We start from the raw sequence: 17982 nt of genomic DNA on the forward strand, positions 1-17982 counted from the left end.
CGGGGTGGAGACCGGCCGGCCCATATCCGCGGGTACGGGTCACCCATGCGGCGAGCATCGCCCCGCGCCGCGTGGCGGCCGGCCTCCCGGCGCGCGTGGTGCGCCGAGCGCGGCCACCGACGGTGGATCGACGCTCAGCGGCCGAGCCGATTGACCTTCCAGAAGTCGACCAGTTGCAGGAACGTCGAGTCGGTGACCACCTTGACCAGCTGCTCGTTGCTCACCGCCGGGGCCGTGTTGCTCTTCGCGTCGGCAAGCAGCGCGAGCGCCACGCCGACCTCGTGGTAGTTGAACACGGTCGTCGGCGTCGCCGGGCCCACCGTGCCCTCGCGCACCGAGGACCGGCCGAAGACCGAGATCGGCGTACCGTCCGGGAGCTTGCCTTCCGTGCAGCCGATCTCCGAGATCTTGCTCCCCTGCCCCACGCTCATCTCCGCGCACGACCCGTTCGGCTGCCCGGCGGGTGACCCGCCGTCCCGGCCGACCGAAGGCCGCTGCGAGGGGGCGGCGTTCGCCGCGTCGGCGGGCGGCACATCGACCCGGAAGGTGATGGTGTACGTCTTGTCGCCGGACACCAGCAGATAGTCCTGCGGGCCGTCGAGCGGCACCCGGATCTCGCCCGCGTTCGCCGGCAGCAGCTTGCTCAGTACGTCGGCGACCTTCTGCTTGAAGGCGTACCGGAGTTCGGTCTGCTCCCGAGTGAGCTTCGGCGGCTTGGTTCGATCCCCGGGCTTGGCCGTCTCCGTGACCTGCACGGTCGGATAGGCCTTGGTCGGCGCGGCGAGCGGCTGGTTCGCGGGCCAGTTGGCCGGGACCAGCGGGAGTTCCCCGGTGCTTTGCGAACTGCCCGCCCCGGTCGTCTCGCTGCCGCCGCCCAGCGGCGCGAGCAGCAGCGTCGGCACGGCCACCGCCGCCACCGAGCCGAGCACCGCGGCGCCGAGCACGGCCCGCGAACGCAGCCGCCGGCGCCGCCCCTGCCGCACCGCGCCGGGCACCAGGTCCGGCAGCGGGGGCAGTTCGGCCGTGGCCCGGTCCAGCACCATGCGCAACTCCCGATCCGCACTGTCTTCACGCACCATGACGATCCCTCAGCTTTCCGTCGCGTACAGGTGGAGGTCTCCGAGTTCGGCCCGGAGCTTGGCCATCGAACGGGCGCACTGACTCTTGACGTTGCCGGTGCTGCAGCGCAGCAACGTGGCGACGCTCTCCACGCTCAGGTCCTCCCAATAGCGCAGGATGACCATCACGCGCGGCTTGGGCGGCAGCGTGGCCAGTGCGGCGAGCAGGGTCAGGCGCAGGTCCGGGGGTGGCCCGAGGTGCGCCGTTCCGGCGCCCAGTTCGTGCGCGGCGCGCTCGCGCCGGCGGCCCCGCTGCTCGCTCAGGAAGGTGCGGCTGAGCACGGTCTTGGCGTAGGCGTCCAGGTTCTCCGCGCGGCTTGCCCGCTTCCAGTGCTGGAACAGCTTGGCCAGCGTGGTCTGGGCCAGGTCCTGCGCCCGATCGGCGTCACCGCACAGCAGATACGCGGTGCGATAGAGCTGATGCTGGCGCGCTCGCGCGTACTCCTCGAAGTCTCGCTGTCCGGCTGTCGGCATTCGGCCTCCTCGATGTCACCCCGTTCAGAGCAGCCGAGGAGGAAAAGGGTTGCAGCCGAATTCGGGCAACCGGGAAAACGCCTCGGGCCCGACCGAGGTCGGACCCGAGGCGGGGTGGCGAACGTTGCCGGGCGCGGCGCTAGGCGATCCGGGCGTTGTCCGCCCAGTCGTCCGGCAGTTGCGGCAGTGGCCAGGCCGGGTCCGGGCGCCAGTTCTCCCAGCCCTGGTCGAACGGCGCGCCCCAGGCCCGGATCGCCTCGACGGCGGCCCGCCCCTCGGCCTCGATCGCCGCCACCTGCTCGTCGGTGAGCCGGCCCGCCTCGCGCGCGGCGGCCAACTCGTCCTGGTCCTTGTACTCCCAGCGGCGGTCCGGGGTGACCCACACATCCAGCACGTGGTCCTCGGTGTCCACGCCGCCGGACCACCGGGTGCGCGGGCGTTCGAGGTTGACGTACCAGCCGGAGAAGCGCCAGTCGGCCTGCCAGAACAACCAGACCGACCACGGCTCACCGGGCCGGGCCAGCATCAGTACGCCGGTCCCGGTCCACTCCACCACCGACGGGATCCGGCCGAGCCGGAATCTGCGTTCGATCGGCGCGGTCCGAATATCCGATCCGTCCGGCAACATCGGCTTGACCCGCGAGGTGCCCCCGGCGAGCCACACCGCGAGTTGCTCGGGCTCGTCCCGGACCACGGTCACCGGCCGGCAGTCCAAAACCTGGTCGCCACGCAGATAACGCCAGAGCACCTGGTCCCCTGGTGACCAGGTGCCGGGCGCGGAACGGGGGTCTTCGAAGTGCTCGTGCATACGCAATATGTTGGACATGACCTTGATTTACCCAGCGCCCGTAACACCTGACCGTGAGTCATGTTACGAGTGGACCATGGTGCGGAGAACATCACGCGCGGGTGGTCACGGGTGCGTCATCCCCAACACGTCCAACGCCGTGTCCAGTTCGGCCTCGGTCAGCCGGCCCGCCGCGATGTGGCCGCGTTCGATCACCACCTGGCGGATCGTCTTGCGTTCGGCGAGGGACTGCTTGGCGATCTTCGCGGCCTCCTCGTAGCCCAGGAAGCGGTTCAGCGGGGTGACCACCGACGGGGACGACTCGGCGTATTCGCGCATCCGCTCGACGTCGGCCTCGATGCCCGCCACCGTGCGATCGGCCAGCACCCGGGTCACGTTGGCCAGCAGGCGGATCGATTCGAGCAGGTTGCGGGCGATCACCGGCAACATCACGTTGAGTTCGAAGTTGCCCGCCGCGCCGCCGAAGGCCACCGCCGCGTCGTTCCCGATCACCTGCGCGACCACCTGGCCGACCGCCTCCGGGAGTACCGGGTTGACCTTGCCCGGCATGATCGAGCTGCCCGGTTGCAGGTCCGGCAGCCGGATCTCGGCCAGCCCGGTGCGCGGTCCCGAGCCCATCCAGCGCAGGTCGTTGACGATCTTGTTCAGGCCGACCGCGATGGTGCGCAACTGGCCGGACAGCTCGACCAGTCCGTCCCGGGCGCCCTGGGCCTCGAAGTGGTCGCGGGCCTCGGTGAAGGGCAGCCCGGTCTCCGCCGCGATCTCCGCGATCACCCGCGCCGAGAACCCGGGCGGGGTGTTGATCCCGGTGCCCACCGCCGTACCGCCCAACGGCAGTTCGACCACGCGCGGCAATGTGGCCCGCAACCGCTCGACGCCGTAGCGCACCTGCGCCGCGTAGCCGCCGAACTCCTGCCCCAGGGTCACCGGCGTCGCGTCCATCAGGTGCGTGCGTCCGGACTTGACCACGCCCGCGAACTCGCCGGCCTTCGCCTCGAGGGTCGAGGCGAGGTGGTCGAGCGAGGGGATCAGCCGGTGGGTGACCGCGAGCGCCGCCGCGATGTGGATCGAGGAGGGGAACACGTCGTTGGACGACTGGGACGCGTTGACGTGGTCGTTGGGATGTACGTCCCGCCCGAGTCGCTCGGTCGCCAGCGTGGCGACCACCTCGTTCATGTTCATGTTGGACGAGGTGCCCGAGCCGGTCTGGAACACGTCCACCGGGAACTGGTCGGCCCAGCGGCCGGTGACGATCTCGGCGGCGGCCTGCTCGATCGCCTCCGCGACGTCCTGCTCCAGCACGCCCAGTTCGGCGTTGACCCGGGCCGCCGCGCCCTTGATCCGGGCCAGCGCCTCGACATGCGCGGGTTCCAGGCGCTGCCCGGAGATCGGGAAGTTGGCCACGGCCCGCTGGGTCTGCGCGCGCCATTTGGCGGCGGCGGGCACCCGGACCTCGCCCATCGAGTCGTGCTCGATTCGGAATTCGTCGGACGGTTGTTCCGTGGACGGGTCTGCGGTCGGTGCCGGCTCGGACATCGCGTTGGCCTCCTGGATTCGCCTTCCCTTGCCACAACGGCACGCGGACTCGGCGTTGTTCCTGGTTCGTGACCGGAGTGGGTGTCTACCCGATCACCAGGACATGCAACGTGCGCGGCCCGTGCACACCCGTCACCCGGGCCAGTTCGATGTCACTGGTCGCCGACGGGCCGGAGATCCAGGTCTGCGGGCGGCGCGGATCGAGCCGGGCGATCGCCTCCGGCACGGTGCCCACGATCTGGTCCGCGCGCACCACGCACAGGTGGTAGTCGGGCAGCAGGGTGAGCGCCCGGCGGCCCTGGTCGGCCCCGGTGTCCAGGACGATCGTGCCGGTCTCGGCGATCGCCAGCGCGCAGCCGGTGGCCACCGCGCCCAGCTCGCCGAGCTCGTCGTTGGTCAGCGCCGGCGAGTCCACCACCAACTCCACACCGAGCCGGGTCAGCCAGGCCAGCTTGATCCCGGCGGGCACCACCAGCCGTGCCACATCGGCCCTGCGCAACAACTCGCTCGCGCCGAGCAGCAGATCGCGGGTCGCGTGCACGCGCACCACCACGGCCCCGTAGTCCGCGACCCGCTCGGCGAACCGCCCGACCACATCCATCCCGGCCGGCCGCTCGCGCCGATACGCCCGACGCACCGGTGGCGGCTTGGGCCGGTCGTCAAGGGCGGTGTACAGCCGATCCAGGATCACCGTACGGGCCTCGCGATCCGCCTCGTAGCGCTCCACCGTCATTCCTCCCGACCACCCTCGGTGCGCTTGTACCAGGACCGGAACGACTCGGCGGGCGGCGCCGGCGCGTCGCGGTCGGCGAACCACGCGCCGACCGGGCCGGTGAACCGATTGGGCAACGGGACCCGGCCGATCACCCCGTGCTTGACGAAGTGCGCCCCGACGCCCGCCACGTGCTGCGCGAAGCCGATCCGCCACGGCTTCTCGAAGGTCCACCGCGCGGCCGTCATCCCGGCTTCCTCGGCCCGGTCGTGCGGCCCGCGTCGCCCGTCCACCACCTTGGCCCGCAGGTGCACCAGCACCTCGGGGATGTCGATCCGCACCGGGCACGCGTCGAAGCACGCGCCGCACAGGGAGGACGCGAACGGCAACGACGCGGTCTGCGCGTCCACCGGATGCCGGCCGATCCCGCGCAGCTGCGGCACCAGGATCGCGCCGATCGGGCCCGGGTAGACCGACCCGTACGCATGCCCACCGGTCCGCTCGTACACCGGGCACACATTCAGGCAGGCCGAACACCGGATGCAGCGCAGCGCCTGCCGGCCGACCGGGTCGGCCAGTACGTCCGAGCGGCCGTTGTCGAGCAGGATCAGGTGGAACTCCCGCGGACCGTCGCCGGGGGTGATGCCCGTCCACATCGAGGTGTAGGGGTTCATCCGCTCCCCCGTCGCACTGCGCGGGAGCAGTTGCAGGAACACCTCCAGGTCGGCCCACGTCGGCAGCAGCTTCTCCACGCCCAGCACGGTGATCAACGTCTCCGGCAGGGTCAGGCACATCCGCCCGTTGCCCTCCGACTCGACCACGCACACCGTGCCGGTGTCGGCGATCGCGAAGTTGCCGCCGGAGACGGCGACCTTCGCCCGCAGGAACTTCTCCCGCAGATGCAGCCGCGCGGCCTCGGCCAGCGCGGCCGGATCGTCGCTCAGGTTTGCCGGCGCCGGCCGGCCGACCCGGCCCATCTCGCGGACGAAGATCTCCCGGATCTGCGCCCGGTTGCGGTGGATCGCCGGTACCACGAGGTGCGAGGGCAGGTCCTCGCCGAGCTGCACGATCAGTTGCGCCAGGTCGGTCTCCCACGCCTGGATGCCCGCCTCGGCCAGCGCGTTGTTCAGCTCGATCTCCTCGGTGGCCATCGACTTGACCTTGACCACCTCGGTCGCCCCCTCGGCCCGGACGATCCCCACCACGATCGCATTCGCCTCGGCCGCGTCCCGGGCCCAGTGCACGGTGCCGCCGGCCGCGCGGACCGACGCCTCCAGGCGTTCCAGGTGGGCGGGCAGCCGGGCCAGCACGTCGTCCTTGATCGCCTCGCCGGCTCGGCGCAGCAGCTCCCAGTCGGGCAGTTCGGCGACCACCGCGTCCCGCTTGGCCCGGATGGTGTGGGTGGCCTCGCGCAGATTGGCGCGCTGTACGTCGTTGGCCAACTCGATGTGCGCGGCCTCGGGGAACGGCGGCATGCCGACGAAGGTGGGTTCCCTGCGTACCGGTGGCGCGGTCATCGGGTCGCCGCCGAGCCGCGGGCCGGTCCCGCGCCGAGTGCGGACGCGCCGGATGCCGTCGTGCCCCACTGCGCCGGGTCCGGTGCCGACGCGCCGCCCAGGCCGGGCTGGTACGGCGGTACGTCCGGCAGGGCCTCGGTGCAGGCCAGGATGTCGGCCAGGTGCAGCACCCGGATGCCCGCGTGTTGCCGGGAGATCAGCCCGCCGATGTGGGTCAGGCACGAGTTGTCCCCCGCGCACAACACCTGCGCCCCCGACTCGAGCGCGGCGCTCACCTTGTCGCCGCCCATCGCCACCGAGGTCTCCGCGTTCTTGACCGCGAACGTGCCGCCGAACCCGCAACACTCGTCCGCGCGCGGCAGGTCCACCAGGGTCAGTCCGCGTACCGCGCGCAGCAGTCGGGTGGGCCGATCGCCCACCCGCAGCAGCCGCAACGAATGGCAGGTCGGGTGATAGGCCACGCTGTGCGGGAAGTAGGCGCCCACGTCGGTCACGCCGAGTACGTCCACCAGGAACTCGCTCAGTTCGTACACCTTCGGCGCCACCCGCGCGACGCCGGCCGACAGCGCGCCGCCCGCCCTGCGGGCCACCGTCGCGTGATACTCGCGCACCATCGCGGTGCACGACCCGGACGGCACGATCACCGCGTCGTAGCCCTCGAAGGCGGCCACGAACGAGCGCACCAGCGGCACCGCGTCCCGGCGATAGCCGGAGTTGAAGTGCATCTGCCCGCAGCACACCTGGCCGTACGGGAACTCCACGTCGTGTCCGAGCCGGCGCAACACCCGGACCACCGACTTGCCGGTCTCCGGGAAGAGCGTGTCATTGAAGCACGTGACAAATAGGGCAAGGCGCACAATTGACCTCCGCGATCGACTGTACGAATGTCCTCCGGCAGCCGCCCGGCCAAACCCGCCGCGCGTCCGGTCGTGTGACGCAGCGTCGACGCGGGCTCGGGAAGATCGGACAGCGGGGACCTTGGACCCGACCTGCGTCGTTGCACCACGTAGGGTCTGCGCATGAGTCTCCGGACGGCAATCGGCCGGCCCTTCGCGGTCGCGCGTTCGCGGTTGACCACCCGTCGGTCCCGCATCGTGGCCGGCGTCCTCGCGCTCGCGGTGGTGGTCGGCGCGGTGCTCGGCGTCGGCGCCCTGGCCCGCGACGACGCGGCGGCGCCCGTACACAACACCGAGCAGCGGATCGAGGTGGCCGCCGGTCCCGGCGAGCCGGCCCGCCTCGGCATCGACACCACGCTGTTCCTGCCCCCCGGAGTGCACGAGCGGGCGCCCGCGGTGCTGCTCGCGCACGGATTCGGCGGCAGCAAGGCCGAGTTGCGGCAGGACGCGGAGGCGCTGGCCCGTTCGGGGTATGTGGTGCTGACCTACTCGGCGCGCGGCTTCGGCGGCTCGCAGGGGCAGATCATGCTGAACCAGCCCGACTACGAGGTGGCCGACGCGCGCGCGTTGATCGACTGGCTCGCCACCCGGCCCGAGGTGCGCCTCGATGCGGCGGGCGACCCCCGGGTGGGCGTCGCGGGCACGTCCTACGGCGGCGCGCTCGCGCTGCTGACCGCGGCCTACGACCCGCGTGTGGACGCGATCGCGCCCCAGCTCACCTGGCACGACCTCGCCGACGCGCTGCTCCCGAACGCGGCGGGCGGCGGGCCGGCCGACGGGGTGTTCAAGAAGATGTGGGCCGGGCTGTTCTTCTCCTCCGGGATCAGCCCGCTCGGCGGGCTCGCCCCGGTCGACGCGAACACCGGCTGCGGCCGGTTCGCCCCGCAGGTGTGCGCGATATACCGCGAGGTCGCGGTCGGCGGGAAGGCCACGCCGCAGGCGATAGAGCTGCTGCGCCGGGCCAGTCCCGGCTCGGTGGCGGACCGGATCGCGGTGCCGACCCTGCTGGTGCAGGGCCAGAACGACTCGCTGTTCCCGCTCGACCAGGCCGACCGCAACGCCGCCGCGATCGCGCGCAACGGCGCGCCGGTGGAGATGGTGTGGACGGCCGGCGGCCATGACGGCGGCCGGCCGCAGACCGCGATGGTGCGCGATCGGGTCACCGCGTGGTTCGACCGCTGGCTCAAGCCCGACCGGGCCGCGCCGAAGGCCGACGCGCCCACCGCGACCGGGGCGTTTCAGGTCACCCGCGCCGGCGGCGTGGACAGCGCGACGCGCGAGCAGCGGCTGCGCAGCGCGGACACCGACCACTACCCGGGCCTGAACGGCACCCGGCAGCGCACCGTCCCGCTCGCCGGGCCGGAGCAGACCGTGGCCAATCCGCCGGGCGGCGCGCCGACCTCGGTGTCCGGGGTGCCCGGACTGGGCCTGCTGGCCGGGAACAGCAGCGTCGGCAAGCTCGCCGCGGGGGCGGGCGACCTGGGCGGGATCGCCTTCGACCTGCCGGGGCAGAGCGCGTTCTTCCAGAGCGAGCGGTTCGACCAGGGCATCCGGATCACCGGGTCGCCCACCGCGCGGGTGCGGGTCTCCGGGGCGGACGACATCGTGCTGTTCGCGAAGTTGTACGACGTCGCGCCGGGCGGCGGCACGGTCCTGCCACACCAACTCTCCGCGCCGATCCGGGTGTCCGGGGCGGCCGGCGGGCGGGACGTGGAGGTCCGGCTGCCCGCGATCGACCATCAGGTGGACTCGGGGCACCGGTTGCGGCTCGTGCTCACCGCGACCGACCTGGGCTTCGCGTCGCCGGACGCGCCGGCCGGCTATCGGGTCGCGCTCGCCGGGCCGCTGAGCCTGCCGTCGGTACCGGGGCTGCACGTGCCCTCGACCGGCTACCCGTGGTGGACGTGGGGCCTGCCGCTGCTCGCGGCGGCGATCGCACTGGCCCTGCTGCTGATCGGGCGGCGTCGAGCGGCGGCTGCCGCGCCGGATCCGGCGTTGGCCGAGGTACCGCTCCAGATCCGCAACCTGACCAAGCGCTACAAGGGCGGCAAGTTGGCCGTCGACGACCTGTCCTTCCGGGTGGAGGCGGGTCAGGTACTCGGACTGCTCGGGCCCAACGGCGCGGGCAAGACGACCACGCTGCGGATGTTGATGGGGCTGATCCATCCGGACGGCGGCGGGATACGGATCTTCGGCCGAATGGTCGGCCCGGGCGCCCCGGTGTTGTCCCGGCTCGGCTCGTTCGTCGAGGGTCCGGGCTTTCTGCCGCACCTGTCCGGGCGGGAGAACCTGTCGCTGTACTGGCGGGCCACCGGCCGCCCGCACCAGGACGCGCACTTCGACGAGGCGCTGGAGATCGCCGACCTGGGCGAGGCGCTCGACCGCAACGTGCGCACCTACTCGCAGGGCATGCGCCAGCGACTGGCGATCGCCCAGGCCATGCTCGGCCTGCCGGACCTGCTCGTGCTGGACGAGCCGACCAACGGGCTCGACCCGCCGCAGATCCGGGCGATGCGCGACGTGCTGATCGGCTACGCGGCCACCGGCCGCACCGTGGTGGTCTCCAGCCACCTGCTCGCCGAGGTCGAACAGACCTGTACGCACGTCGTGGTGATGCACCGGGGCCGGTTGATCGCGTCCGGTCCGGTCGAGGAGATCGTCGGCAACGGCAACACGCTGGTGATCGGAACCCCCGTACCGGACCTGGCGATCGCCACCCTGAAGGATCTGCCGGGCGTCGGCTCGGTGGAGCCCGAGGAGGGCGGCGTACTCGTGCACCTCGCGGGCGCCCGGACCTCGGAGCTGGTGGCCGAACTCGTCGGCGCGGGCGTCGCGGTGGACCGGGTGACCGCGCGCCGCCGCCTGGAAGACGCGTTCCTGACCCTGATCGGGGAGTCCTGATGACCCGTAAGCTCCCCGAACTGCCCACCGACGAGGGCGCGCACCCGATCCCGGGCGCGGCCCACGCGCACGGCTACCGGCCGCGCCACACGCTGCCGATCCGGGTCGAGACGGTGCGCCAATTCCGGCGTCGGCGCACGGTGTTCATGATCGGATTGTTGCTGGCGCTGCCGTGGATCCTGGTCGCCGCGTTCAAGATCGGCGGCAGCCCGTCGGCGGACGCGGTGCCCACGCTGGTCGACGTGGCGACCAGGAGCGCGCTGAACTTCACCGCGTTCACGTTGTTCGTGTCGACCGGGTTCCTGCTGGTCGTGGCGGTGGCGCTGTTCTGCGGCGACACCGTGGCCGGCGAGGCGAGTTGGTCCTCGCTGCGCTATCTGCTGGCCGCGCCGGTGCCGCGCGCCCGGCTGTTGCGGGTCAAACTGGTGGTCGCGCTCGGCTACAGCGTGTTGGCCCTGGTCCTGCTCCCGCTGATGTCCGTGATCGCGGGCACCATCGCGTTCGGCTGGGGGCCGCTGGACCTGCCCTTGGGCGGCGCGCTGCCCACCGGCGAGGCGCTGACCCGGATGTCGGTGATCGTCGGCTACGGCGTGATCGCCCAACTCGTGGTGATGGGCATCGCGTTCTGGCTCTCCACCGTCACCGACGCGCCACTGGGCGCGGTGGGCGGCGCGGTCGGCCTGGTGGTGGTCTCCAACATCGTCGACGCGGTCACGGCGCTGGGCTCGTGGCGCGACTACCTGCCCACCCACTGGCAATTCGCCTGGGTCGACGTCCTACAACCCGACCCCCAATGGGACGGCATGCTCAAGGGCACCGCGATCTCGGTGTCCTACGCGGCGATCTTCCTGGCCCTGGCCTTCCGCCACTTCGGCCGCAAGGACATCGTCTCCTGAGCCGCGCTCCGCGCCTCTCGAAATACGTCGTCCACTCCCGGCGGGAGCACGTGGCCGGACGCCGCAGGGCTGCTGCGTCTTCTTCGAGTGTCGTCATGCGCTTGCGGCTTCCGGCAGGCACTCGGCCGGGCACCCTGGCCGAGCGCCTGGCGGTAGGGGTGGTTGCCGCGTTGTCGTGCTACGTCGGCGTCGGCCCGACGTCCACCCGGCCGTTCGGTCCGTCGAGCCACGTCCACTGGCCATCGCGGGTCACGGTGACCCCGTGCTGTTCTCGCGGGGGTTCACCCTGCGCGCGCCACGCGTCGTAGGCGGCTTCGATCTCCCGCCACAGATCACGCGGTCCGGACTCGTTCACCTCGTACGAGTCCACGCCCGGCTTGTAGTCGATGGATGCCCACGACTCCCCATCGGCGTACCAGACCGTGAACTCCTCGGCCCGGTCGCCCCTTCCGAAGAAGGTGCGGTGCTCGACCTCGGGCAGCCGAAGCCCGATCGCGAAGTCCGCGTGCTCCTCCCGCAAGGGACGCGGGTCGGTCATGGTGTGCCGAATCCTGGCCGTGTCGGGGTCCGGGATGACGTCGCCGACGAACTCCCGCGTGTCGAAAGGCCCACGCTGCGACCTGGCCCACATGAAGTTCACGTTGCCCATGAAGCGACCCGACGCCGTGCCATTGCCGTCCACGAACAGCCGCAGGAGACCGGAGTTGTTGTAGGCCGTTCCCCAGGGCGTGACGATCACACCGCCGGGCGCGGTCTGCTCCACCCACACGTAGGGCACACGCCGAACGGCCATCGTCGCAATGAGCCGGTGGTACGGCGCGTCTTCCTTGTGACCCTGCAATCCGTCGCCGACGAGCAAGGTCGGCGCCAAGCCGCTGCTACGCAAGGACTCTTGCGCCTGGATCGCAACAAGCGGATCCACCTCGATCGACGTGACCCGGCCACCCGTCAGCGCGGTGGCCAACAACGCTGTCGACCATCCGGTCCCGGTGCCAATTTCGAGGACGTGGTGATGCGTGCGCGGGTCCAGCGATTCGAGCATGAGCCGAACGAGTGACGGCATGGAGGCGGACGACGTGGGGATCAGGTCGCCGCTGTCGGTGCCGTCGTCCATTTGGGTGACGAGCGGGACGTCCGCCAGAACGGCGGCATTCCACTGGTCGGAATCGGTGTTGCGGTCGAGCGGTACGCCATCGAGCCACACCGCATCAGGGATGTACGGGGCACGCGGAACGCCCCTGAAGACCGCATCCCACGCGGGGCGGGAGCCCGTCACTTGTCCTTGTCCTTGTCCTTGTCCGGGTTCGTCGGGTCGTGCGTCGGAATGGGCTTCCTCTTGTCCCACTGACCATCCTGATGCGGCTTGGGCATCTTGCCGTCCCCGTCATCGCCGGGCTTGCGGTGTCCAGCCATCGTCGTGCCTCCCAGCTGTCGACTCGGTATTCATCGAGCGGGCGTCCGTCCGGCTTGCGCTTCATCGACGCCGTTACGGAACTCTCGTTACACACAACGGCGCCTCCGCACACCGAATCCACTTGGCGCCGAATCTAGCGTCTTGAAATCCGCCCGAGGCGCGGATTCACGTCACGGAATAAGCTCACGGTCCGGCGTGCCTCACCGTGCCCGAAACTCGGCGGCGAGCGACTCCAGCCAGGCTCGAACAGGCGAGCCGAATATGGCATGTCGTTCGAACCCGGCAAACGTTTCCAGATGCAGCGAGATATCCCTCGGGTCACGCATGACCACCAGACCACCGAACGTCTCGGCCGTCGCCAAACGTTCGTCGTAGACGGTGAACGTGTTGAGGGGTCCGTCCGGAAGCACTCCGGTCATGGGAATCACGCCCAGGCGTAGATTCGGCAATCGGGACAGGGAGATCAGGCGATCGATCTGCACCGCCATGACCGGAGCCGGGCATAGCGGCCAGCGCGCCGCAGGCTCCGTGATCAGGAATGTGAACGACTTCGACTCGTCGTAGAGAATCGACTGGCGTTCGAGTCTCCGCGCGATCGCCAAGGCGTGGTTCCCGGCTCCCATGCTTGCCTTCGCATACTCCGGCGTGTGCAGAAGTCCGGTCAGCATCACCGGCAGGAAGTAGCGCAGAGCAGTCGCGGACGCCTCCAGAGCCGCCAGGTCCCGTTGGCGATGCTGGAGCCCTCTGCGCAGCGAGGAGCGAACATCGTGGAACTCGGTGTTCGCCAGGCGCGCCAACGCGAGCAGTTCGTCCGCGAGATCCGCCGGTACACCGAGAGCGTGAATGATGCGATCCACATCGAGCACGCTGGGCAAGGTCTTGCCATTCTCGATCTTGCTGACCTTGCTTTGGCTCATGTTCGCCCGCAGGGCCAGCCGATCGCCGGTCAGTCCCGAGTCCAGGCGCAGGGTTTTGAGCGCCTTTGCCAGGTCGGCGCGGCGATTACCCGATTCGGCCGGCTCGATCAATCAGGCTGTCCGATAGTCCTCGAACGGGACGGCGCCCGCCAAGGCCAGATCGCGGAGTGCGACGTACTTCGCGATATCCGGATCGGTGAGAAGTTCGCGTCCGATCTGCGTGCCGTCTTCGCGATATTGCAGGCTGACGACGTGTTTCTCGTCCAGCATCCAAAAGTCGCCGGCGCTCAGCAGCGGGTGTTCCGGGGAATCCGTCACATCGAGGATCCGGATGTCTTCGCCCGCCTGGACGTTGAACGCGTAGGCCCAGTCGAATTCATAGCGGATGTAATCGGTGAGCGGGCGCGTGAGCACATGCACACGGCCGATGGTTCTCCCGGTGGCCCGGAACTTGGCGACCCGATCCAGCCAGGTGTAATGGAGATCCGGCGGAGGCCGCTCGCCGGCCAGGAAGCGTCGAAACTCGTCCTGCTCATCGTGCATCGCATAGACCGGCAGGGTTTCGAGCCGGAACGCAGAGCGCTCGTAGGTGTCGAAGAACTCCGGCCAGGCCCTACCCGTCAATCGCACGCGCGGCCTCCAGAAATACCCTCAACGGGATCTCCACCAATGCCTCGTTCGCCGCCGGCTCGACATTGTCCGCGTCGGTGATCGTGTACCCCTGGACCGCGACCGTCCCTCGGTCGGTCCGGTAGACGGTCGGGCAGTCGTCCTTGCCGCAGTTCCCGTTGCCACTGACCTTATCGAGCTGCACAGCCGAACTCCTTCGCCGTGGTTGCCGCCAGGCTATGGACGCTCGGGGCGGCGCAGCAAGGCATCATGGCCGGCATTCCCGTTCCGGAATTTGTTGCCCCTCACCGACCGGATCGGGATCTGTTGCGGGCGACCTTGGCGCAACGCACGCGCGGCATGGGGGCAAGGCGAGCGACGGGGGTGTCGGCGTCCGATTCCTCGGCCCGGTCCAGGACCGAGCACCTCGGCCGCGCAGATGCGCGAATACGCCAAGTCGTCCCGCCCACCCGTGAATCGGGGGCCGCGGGGGTCGTGTTGTGTCGTTCTCGACCGCCTGTAGGCGTTAGCTTCGCGAGATGAGCCGTGCAGGGGACTTGCGTACCGAAGCCATCGAAGGCGTCCTTGACCGGGTCGAACGCGGCTTCGGAACGCGGTTGGAGCCGGCCACCGTGCTCCGTAAGCGGCGCTCCATCGGCGGCGCTACCAGTCGGGGTACGTGGGTACGTATCGAGCGTCGTCCACTGGCGCGAATCGATGGCCAGGGCTGGAACGGGATCGAGGCTGCGGCTGTCCTGGAGGGTGTTGCCCAACCAAGATGGCTCGCAGGTATGTCGTGGCGGGATCCCAAGGCGCCAATGATGTGGCGGGCGGACGAGACCGAGTTGCTGACCGCGCGGCCGGTGAAACCGGGTGGGAGGCTTCGGCTCGATCCGCTGTTGCCTGATGAATGGTGGCAGTCGCTCAACACGTCACTTGATGCCTTGGCGAAGCAGAGGACGACAAGGGTGGCGACCCCGGACACCGTGACGATCACCCAGGATCTGGTCTCGAAGACGATCCGAGAAGCATTTGCGCAGCCCGTCGACACGACGGTTCGCACGTGGCTGCCGGCACACGCCGACTTCCACTGGGCCAACCTGACATCGTCGCACCGGTGTTGGATTCTGGACTGGGAGGATTGGGGTATGGCTCCCCGCGGCTTGGACGCCTCAACGCTGTGGGGCACCTCGCTTGCGGTCCCGCAGTTGGCCGAGCGCGTACGCCGTGAACGTCGGGCGGACCTGGAGAGTGTTGAGGGCCGGGTAATGGCCCTGTTCTTCTGCGCCAAGGTAGTCGGCGGGTATGGCGACCCGGCCGACCCCTTGTACGAGCCCGCCCGCCACGAGGCGACCCGACTGATCCAAGAACTTCAGGTCCCCTGCTGAGCCCGTGCCCGCAGCCCGGCACGATAGGCGGAGAGCCTTTCCGTGTCGGGGGTGCGCGTCAGCGACCCGACAAGGGCTCGCAGGTGCTCGACAGGGCGCCCCGGCCGAGCGCCTGCCGGTAGGGGTGGTGGCTGCGTTGTCGTACTACGTACGCGTCGGCCCGATGTCCACCCGGCCGTTCGGTCCGTCGAGCCACGTCCACTGGCCATCGCGGGTCACGGTGACCCCGTGCTGTTCTCGCGGGGGTTCACCCTGCGCGCGCCACGCGTCGTAGGCGGCTTCGATCTCCCGCCACAGATCACGCGGTCCGGACTCGTTCACCTCGTACGAGTCCACGCCCGGCTTGTAGTCGATGGCCGCCCACGACTCCCCATCGGCGTACCAGACCGTGAACTCCTCGGCCCGGTCGCCCCTTCCGAAGAACGTGCGATGCTCGACCTCGGGCAGCCGAAGCCCGATCGCGAAGTCCGCATGTTCCTCCCGCAAGGGACGCGGGTCGGTCAGGGTGTGCCGAATCCTGGCCGTGTCGGGGTCCGAGATGACGTCGCCCACGAACCGCCGACCGTCGAACTTCGAGCGCTGCGAGCGGGCCCACATGAAGTTGACGTTCCCCACGAACCGGCCCGATGCCGTGCCGTTGTCGCCCACGATCAGCCGCAGGAGGCCGGAGTTGTTGTACACGTTCCCCCAGGGCGTGACGATCACCCCGCCGGATGTGGTCTGCTCCACCCATGCGTAGGGCACGTGTCGTACCGCCATCGTCGCAATGAGCCGGTGGTACGGCGCTCCTTCCTTGTGCCCTTCGAGCCCGTCACCGACGACCATGGTCGGCAGGGTCGTCCGGCAGTGGTCTTTCAGGGTCTTGCGAGCGGCGCCCGCGACCTGTTCGTCCACTTCGACGGTGGTCACGCTGCCCTCGGTCAACGCGGCGGACAAGAGCGCGCTGGACCAGCCGGTTCCCGTGCCGAGTTCGAGGACGTTTTGATCCGTGCGAGGGTCGAGCTGTTCCAGCATGAGCCGAACGAGTGACGGCATGGAGGCGGATGACGTGGGGATCATGTGTCCGACGTCCGTCCCGTCATCCACTTGGGTAACGAGCGGGATATCCGCCGCTACGGCATCCGCCCACGCGTCCGGGTCCACGGTGCGGTCGATCCGCGCATCGTCGTCCCCCGCCCACACCACGGCGGGGATGTAAGGGCGGCGGGGTGTGTCCGCGAACACACGATTCCACACGGGCCGGGCGCTCATGTGTCCTTGTCCTTGTTCGGACCGTTCGGCGGGATCGGCTTGTCCTTCGGCCACTGCCCATCCTTCTGCCGTTGGGGGGTCTTGCTGTCTCCGTCCTCGCCCGGCTTTTCGTGATCACCCATCGCCGTACCTCCCAGCTGTCGAGTCGGTATCCATCGTGTGTGCGTGCGCCCGGCACGCGGTCCGGAACACCCGTATGGGGTACGGGCCTTCTGCTTCCGGCGGACCGTCCAGGTCCTGGCGCGTCACCTCCGACCGGGTTCGCGCGTCGTGTCCGCTGTGAGTCGCGACATCGGCGCTTCCCACTCGGGGAAACAGCGCTCATGCGGCCGGCCGACGGTGGGGCGGGGCAGGGGGTCCGACCAACTGTGAACGGAGGTTGCCGGCTCACCCCTGCCCCCTTCCGCGTACGGATCGGCCGCACGCGGGTTGGGGTGCCGCTGTGACGGCACCCGTATATGAGCCCCGATGGGGCTGGTTCAGTCGTCGGAGCGCGTGGGCACGGGAGTTCGGTCAAGGCTTGGAGCGGTTCGGCGCGTCGATGCGCCGGACACTGTCGGCGAGCATCTCCCAGATGCTGCCGCCGCCGAGTGGTATCACCCTGAGTCGTTGGTGTCCGGTGGGGAGGGTGATCGCGCAGAGCACCTGCCCTGGAGGCCGGACGGCCTGGTGGGCATCGTCCACGGGCTCCACGTAGTCACCCTCGCGATACCGAACGACGTATGGGGAACCGGGGTTCGCTTGCCGAGCGGTCGCCGGTCGAGCAGGCTGCACGTCAAAGTCCTCCCTCAGGTTGATTGCCGACCGATCGCGAGTCAGGAACTTCGCCCTTGTCGGCCGGGCGGGCGCGGGATCCGATGGACCTCGTGCTCCCATCGAATCCACGGCACCGAGTGACCCGGCGGCTGGACGATCACGGGCGTCCATCGGGTCCCCATGCCTCTCTCTGGTCGGGATGCAGCACCAACTGGTCGCCAGGCACCACGAATCGGAACGGCACCACCCACCAACCACGCACCCGGTAGTGGATCCCGGCCGGATGCTCGATCACGCCCAACACCCGGCAACGGGGCACCTGTTGGTAGACGGGTTCGGCGGACCCTTCCGCGACGGTGTGCGCCCACCCACGACGCCCGACCACGTACTGCCCACGCCTGAAACGGACTTTGGCCTCATCCTCGGCCATCGCCAACCCCACGCCGGGACCGCGCTACTCGGGCGTTGCCGGCGTCGGCGGTTCGCCCTGCAGCCGACTTCGAGTCTGCGGCAACCACCTTGAGGCGTCGCCCAGTTCGAAATCCGCAGGAGCCTTGATGTCCTCGCGTTCACCATTCGGGTAAAGGCGGTAGACGCTCAGCGTCATCCGGCTCACACCCTCCAACACGCCCATGAAGTGCTCCTCACGACGATGTTCCGTGTGCAGCGACAGCAGGCCGATCTGCCCCACTGTGACTGAACTGCTACCGAGTGAACACCTTTGGGCCTACCTTGGGAACGGGGCAGGGTTCAGCAGTGGAATCTGAGAAATAGGTGCGCAATGCCGGC

Annotated in this window: 20 protein-coding genes; 3 read left to right on the plus strand and 17 right to left on the minus strand. The window is 69.8% G+C overall.

Going from position 1 to position 17982, the window contains the following annotated elements:
• Positions 1-134: 134 nt before the first annotated feature.
• From ABIA38_RS23410 to ABIA38_RS23440, 7 genes are all read right to left on the minus strand, one after another.
• Complete coding sequence (locus ABIA38_RS23410) at positions 135-1079, minus strand: hypothetical protein (RefSeq protein WP_424640731.1); 945 nt, start codon at positions 1077-1079, stop codon at positions 135-137.
• Between the two features lie 9 nt (positions 1080-1088).
• Positions 1089-1592 (minus strand): SigE family RNA polymerase sigma factor, encoded by a 504-nt coding sequence (locus ABIA38_RS23415; protein WP_424640732.1) that lies wholly within the window; start codon positions 1590-1592, stop codon positions 1089-1091.
• Positions 1593-1731: 139 nt separating this feature from the next.
• A complete protein-coding gene (locus ABIA38_RS23420; RefSeq protein ID WP_424640733.1) occupies positions 1732-2418 on the minus strand; it encodes a DUF402 domain-containing protein in 687 nt (228 codons plus the stop codon).
• 87 nt (positions 2419-2505) lie between these two features.
• Positions 2506-3936 carry a class II fumarate hydratase gene (locus tag ABIA38_RS23425; protein WP_424640734.1) on the minus strand — a complete coding sequence of 477 codons (1431 nt, stop codon included), beginning with the start codon at positions 3934-3936 and terminating at the stop codon, positions 2506-2508.
• A gap of 85 nt (positions 3937-4021) precedes the next feature.
• Positions 4022-4669, minus strand: a complete 648-nt coding sequence (locus ABIA38_RS23430) for a LutC/YkgG family protein (RefSeq protein WP_424640735.1) — start codon at positions 4667-4669, stop codon at positions 4022-4024.
• Entirely contained in the window at positions 4666-6165 is a 1500-nt protein-coding gene (locus ABIA38_RS23435) for a lactate utilization protein B (protein ID WP_424640736.1), read from the minus strand. The genes ABIA38_RS23430 and ABIA38_RS23435 overlap by 4 nt, the downstream gene beginning before the upstream one ends.
• Entirely contained in the window at positions 6162-7022 is an 861-nt protein-coding gene (locus tag ABIA38_RS23440; RefSeq protein WP_424640737.1) for a (Fe-S)-binding protein, read from the minus strand. Before ABIA38_RS23440 ends, ABIA38_RS23435 begins: the two co-directional genes overlap by 4 nt.
• Before the next feature lie 162 nt (positions 7023-7184).
• On the opposite strand from ABIA38_RS23440, the gene ABIA38_RS23445 reads away from it, so the two are divergent.
• Entirely contained in the window at positions 7185-9962 is a 2778-nt protein-coding gene (locus ABIA38_RS23445; RefSeq protein ID WP_424640738.1) for an alpha/beta fold hydrolase, read from the plus strand.
• A complete protein-coding gene (locus ABIA38_RS23450) occupies positions 9962-10858 on the plus strand; it encodes an ABC transporter permease (RefSeq protein ID WP_424640739.1) in 897 nt (298 codons plus the stop codon). Before ABIA38_RS23445 ends, ABIA38_RS23450 begins: the two co-directional genes overlap by 1 nt.
• 178 nt (positions 10859-11036) lie before the next feature.
• Here ABIA38_RS23450 and ABIA38_RS23455 read toward each other — a convergent pair whose 3' ends face one another.
• From ABIA38_RS23455 to ABIA38_RS23475, 5 genes are all read right to left on the minus strand, one after another.
• The gene (locus ABIA38_RS23455; protein WP_424640740.1) at positions 11037-12134 is read right to left on the minus strand and encodes a hypothetical protein; all 1098 of its coding nucleotides are present in this window, start codon (positions 12132-12134) and stop codon (positions 11037-11039) included.
• Positions 12131-12271, minus strand: a complete 141-nt coding sequence (locus ABIA38_RS23460; RefSeq protein WP_424640741.1) for a hypothetical protein — start codon at positions 12269-12271, stop codon at positions 12131-12133. Before ABIA38_RS23460 ends, ABIA38_RS23455 begins: the two co-directional genes overlap by 4 nt.
• A gap of 201 nt (positions 12272-12472) precedes the next feature.
• Complete coding sequence (locus ABIA38_RS23465; RefSeq protein WP_424640742.1) at positions 12473-13300, minus strand: helix-turn-helix domain-containing protein; 828 nt, start codon at positions 13298-13300, stop codon at positions 12473-12475.
• Positions 13301-13819, minus strand: coding sequence for a DUF6879 family protein (locus ABIA38_RS23470; RefSeq protein ID WP_424640743.1), 519 nt, complete (start codon positions 13817-13819; stop codon positions 13301-13303).
• Entirely contained in the window at positions 13803-14003 is a 201-nt protein-coding gene (locus ABIA38_RS23475) for a hypothetical protein (protein ID WP_424640744.1), read from the minus strand. The genes ABIA38_RS23470 and ABIA38_RS23475 overlap by 17 nt, the downstream gene beginning before the upstream one ends.
• Positions 14004-14337: 334 nt before the next feature.
• Between ABIA38_RS23475 and ABIA38_RS23480 the strand changes: the two genes are divergently transcribed.
• Positions 14338-15186 carry a hypothetical protein gene (locus ABIA38_RS23480; protein WP_424640745.1) on the plus strand — a complete coding sequence of 283 codons (849 nt, stop codon included), beginning with the start codon at positions 14338-14340 and terminating at the stop codon, positions 15184-15186.
• A gap of 144 nt (positions 15187-15330) precedes the next feature.
• On the opposite strand, the gene ABIA38_RS23485 is transcribed toward ABIA38_RS23480, so the two are convergent.
• The 5 genes from ABIA38_RS23485 to ABIA38_RS23505 all read right to left on the minus strand — a co-directional run bounded on the left by ABIA38_RS23485 (position 15331) and on the right by ABIA38_RS23505 (position 17884).
• Entirely contained in the window at positions 15331-16437 is a 1107-nt protein-coding gene (locus ABIA38_RS23485; protein WP_424640746.1) for a methyltransferase, read from the minus strand.
• Entirely contained in the window at positions 16434-16559 is a 126-nt protein-coding gene (locus ABIA38_RS23490) for a hypothetical protein (RefSeq protein WP_424640747.1), read from the minus strand. The genes ABIA38_RS23485 and ABIA38_RS23490 overlap by 4 nt, the downstream gene beginning before the upstream one ends.
• A gap of 391 nt (positions 16560-16950) precedes the next feature.
• Positions 16951-17130: a hypothetical protein gene (locus ABIA38_RS23495; protein ID WP_424640748.1), complete on the minus strand. Its 180-nt coding sequence runs from the start codon at positions 17128-17130 to the stop codon at positions 16951-16953.
• 220 nt (positions 17131-17350) lie between these two features.
• Positions 17351-17623 (minus strand): hypothetical protein, encoded by a 273-nt coding sequence (locus tag ABIA38_RS23500; protein ID WP_424640749.1) that lies wholly within the window; start codon positions 17621-17623, stop codon positions 17351-17353.
• A gap of 24 nt (positions 17624-17647) precedes the next feature.
• Complete coding sequence (locus tag ABIA38_RS23505; protein ID WP_424640750.1) at positions 17648-17884, minus strand: hypothetical protein; 237 nt, start codon at positions 17882-17884, stop codon at positions 17648-17650.
• Between the last annotated feature and the right edge of the window lie 98 nt (positions 17885-17982).

This window comes from Embleya sp. AB8 (assembly GCF_049739465.1).
Lineage (GTDB): Bacteria > Actinomycetota > Actinomycetes > Streptomycetales > Streptomycetaceae > Embleya.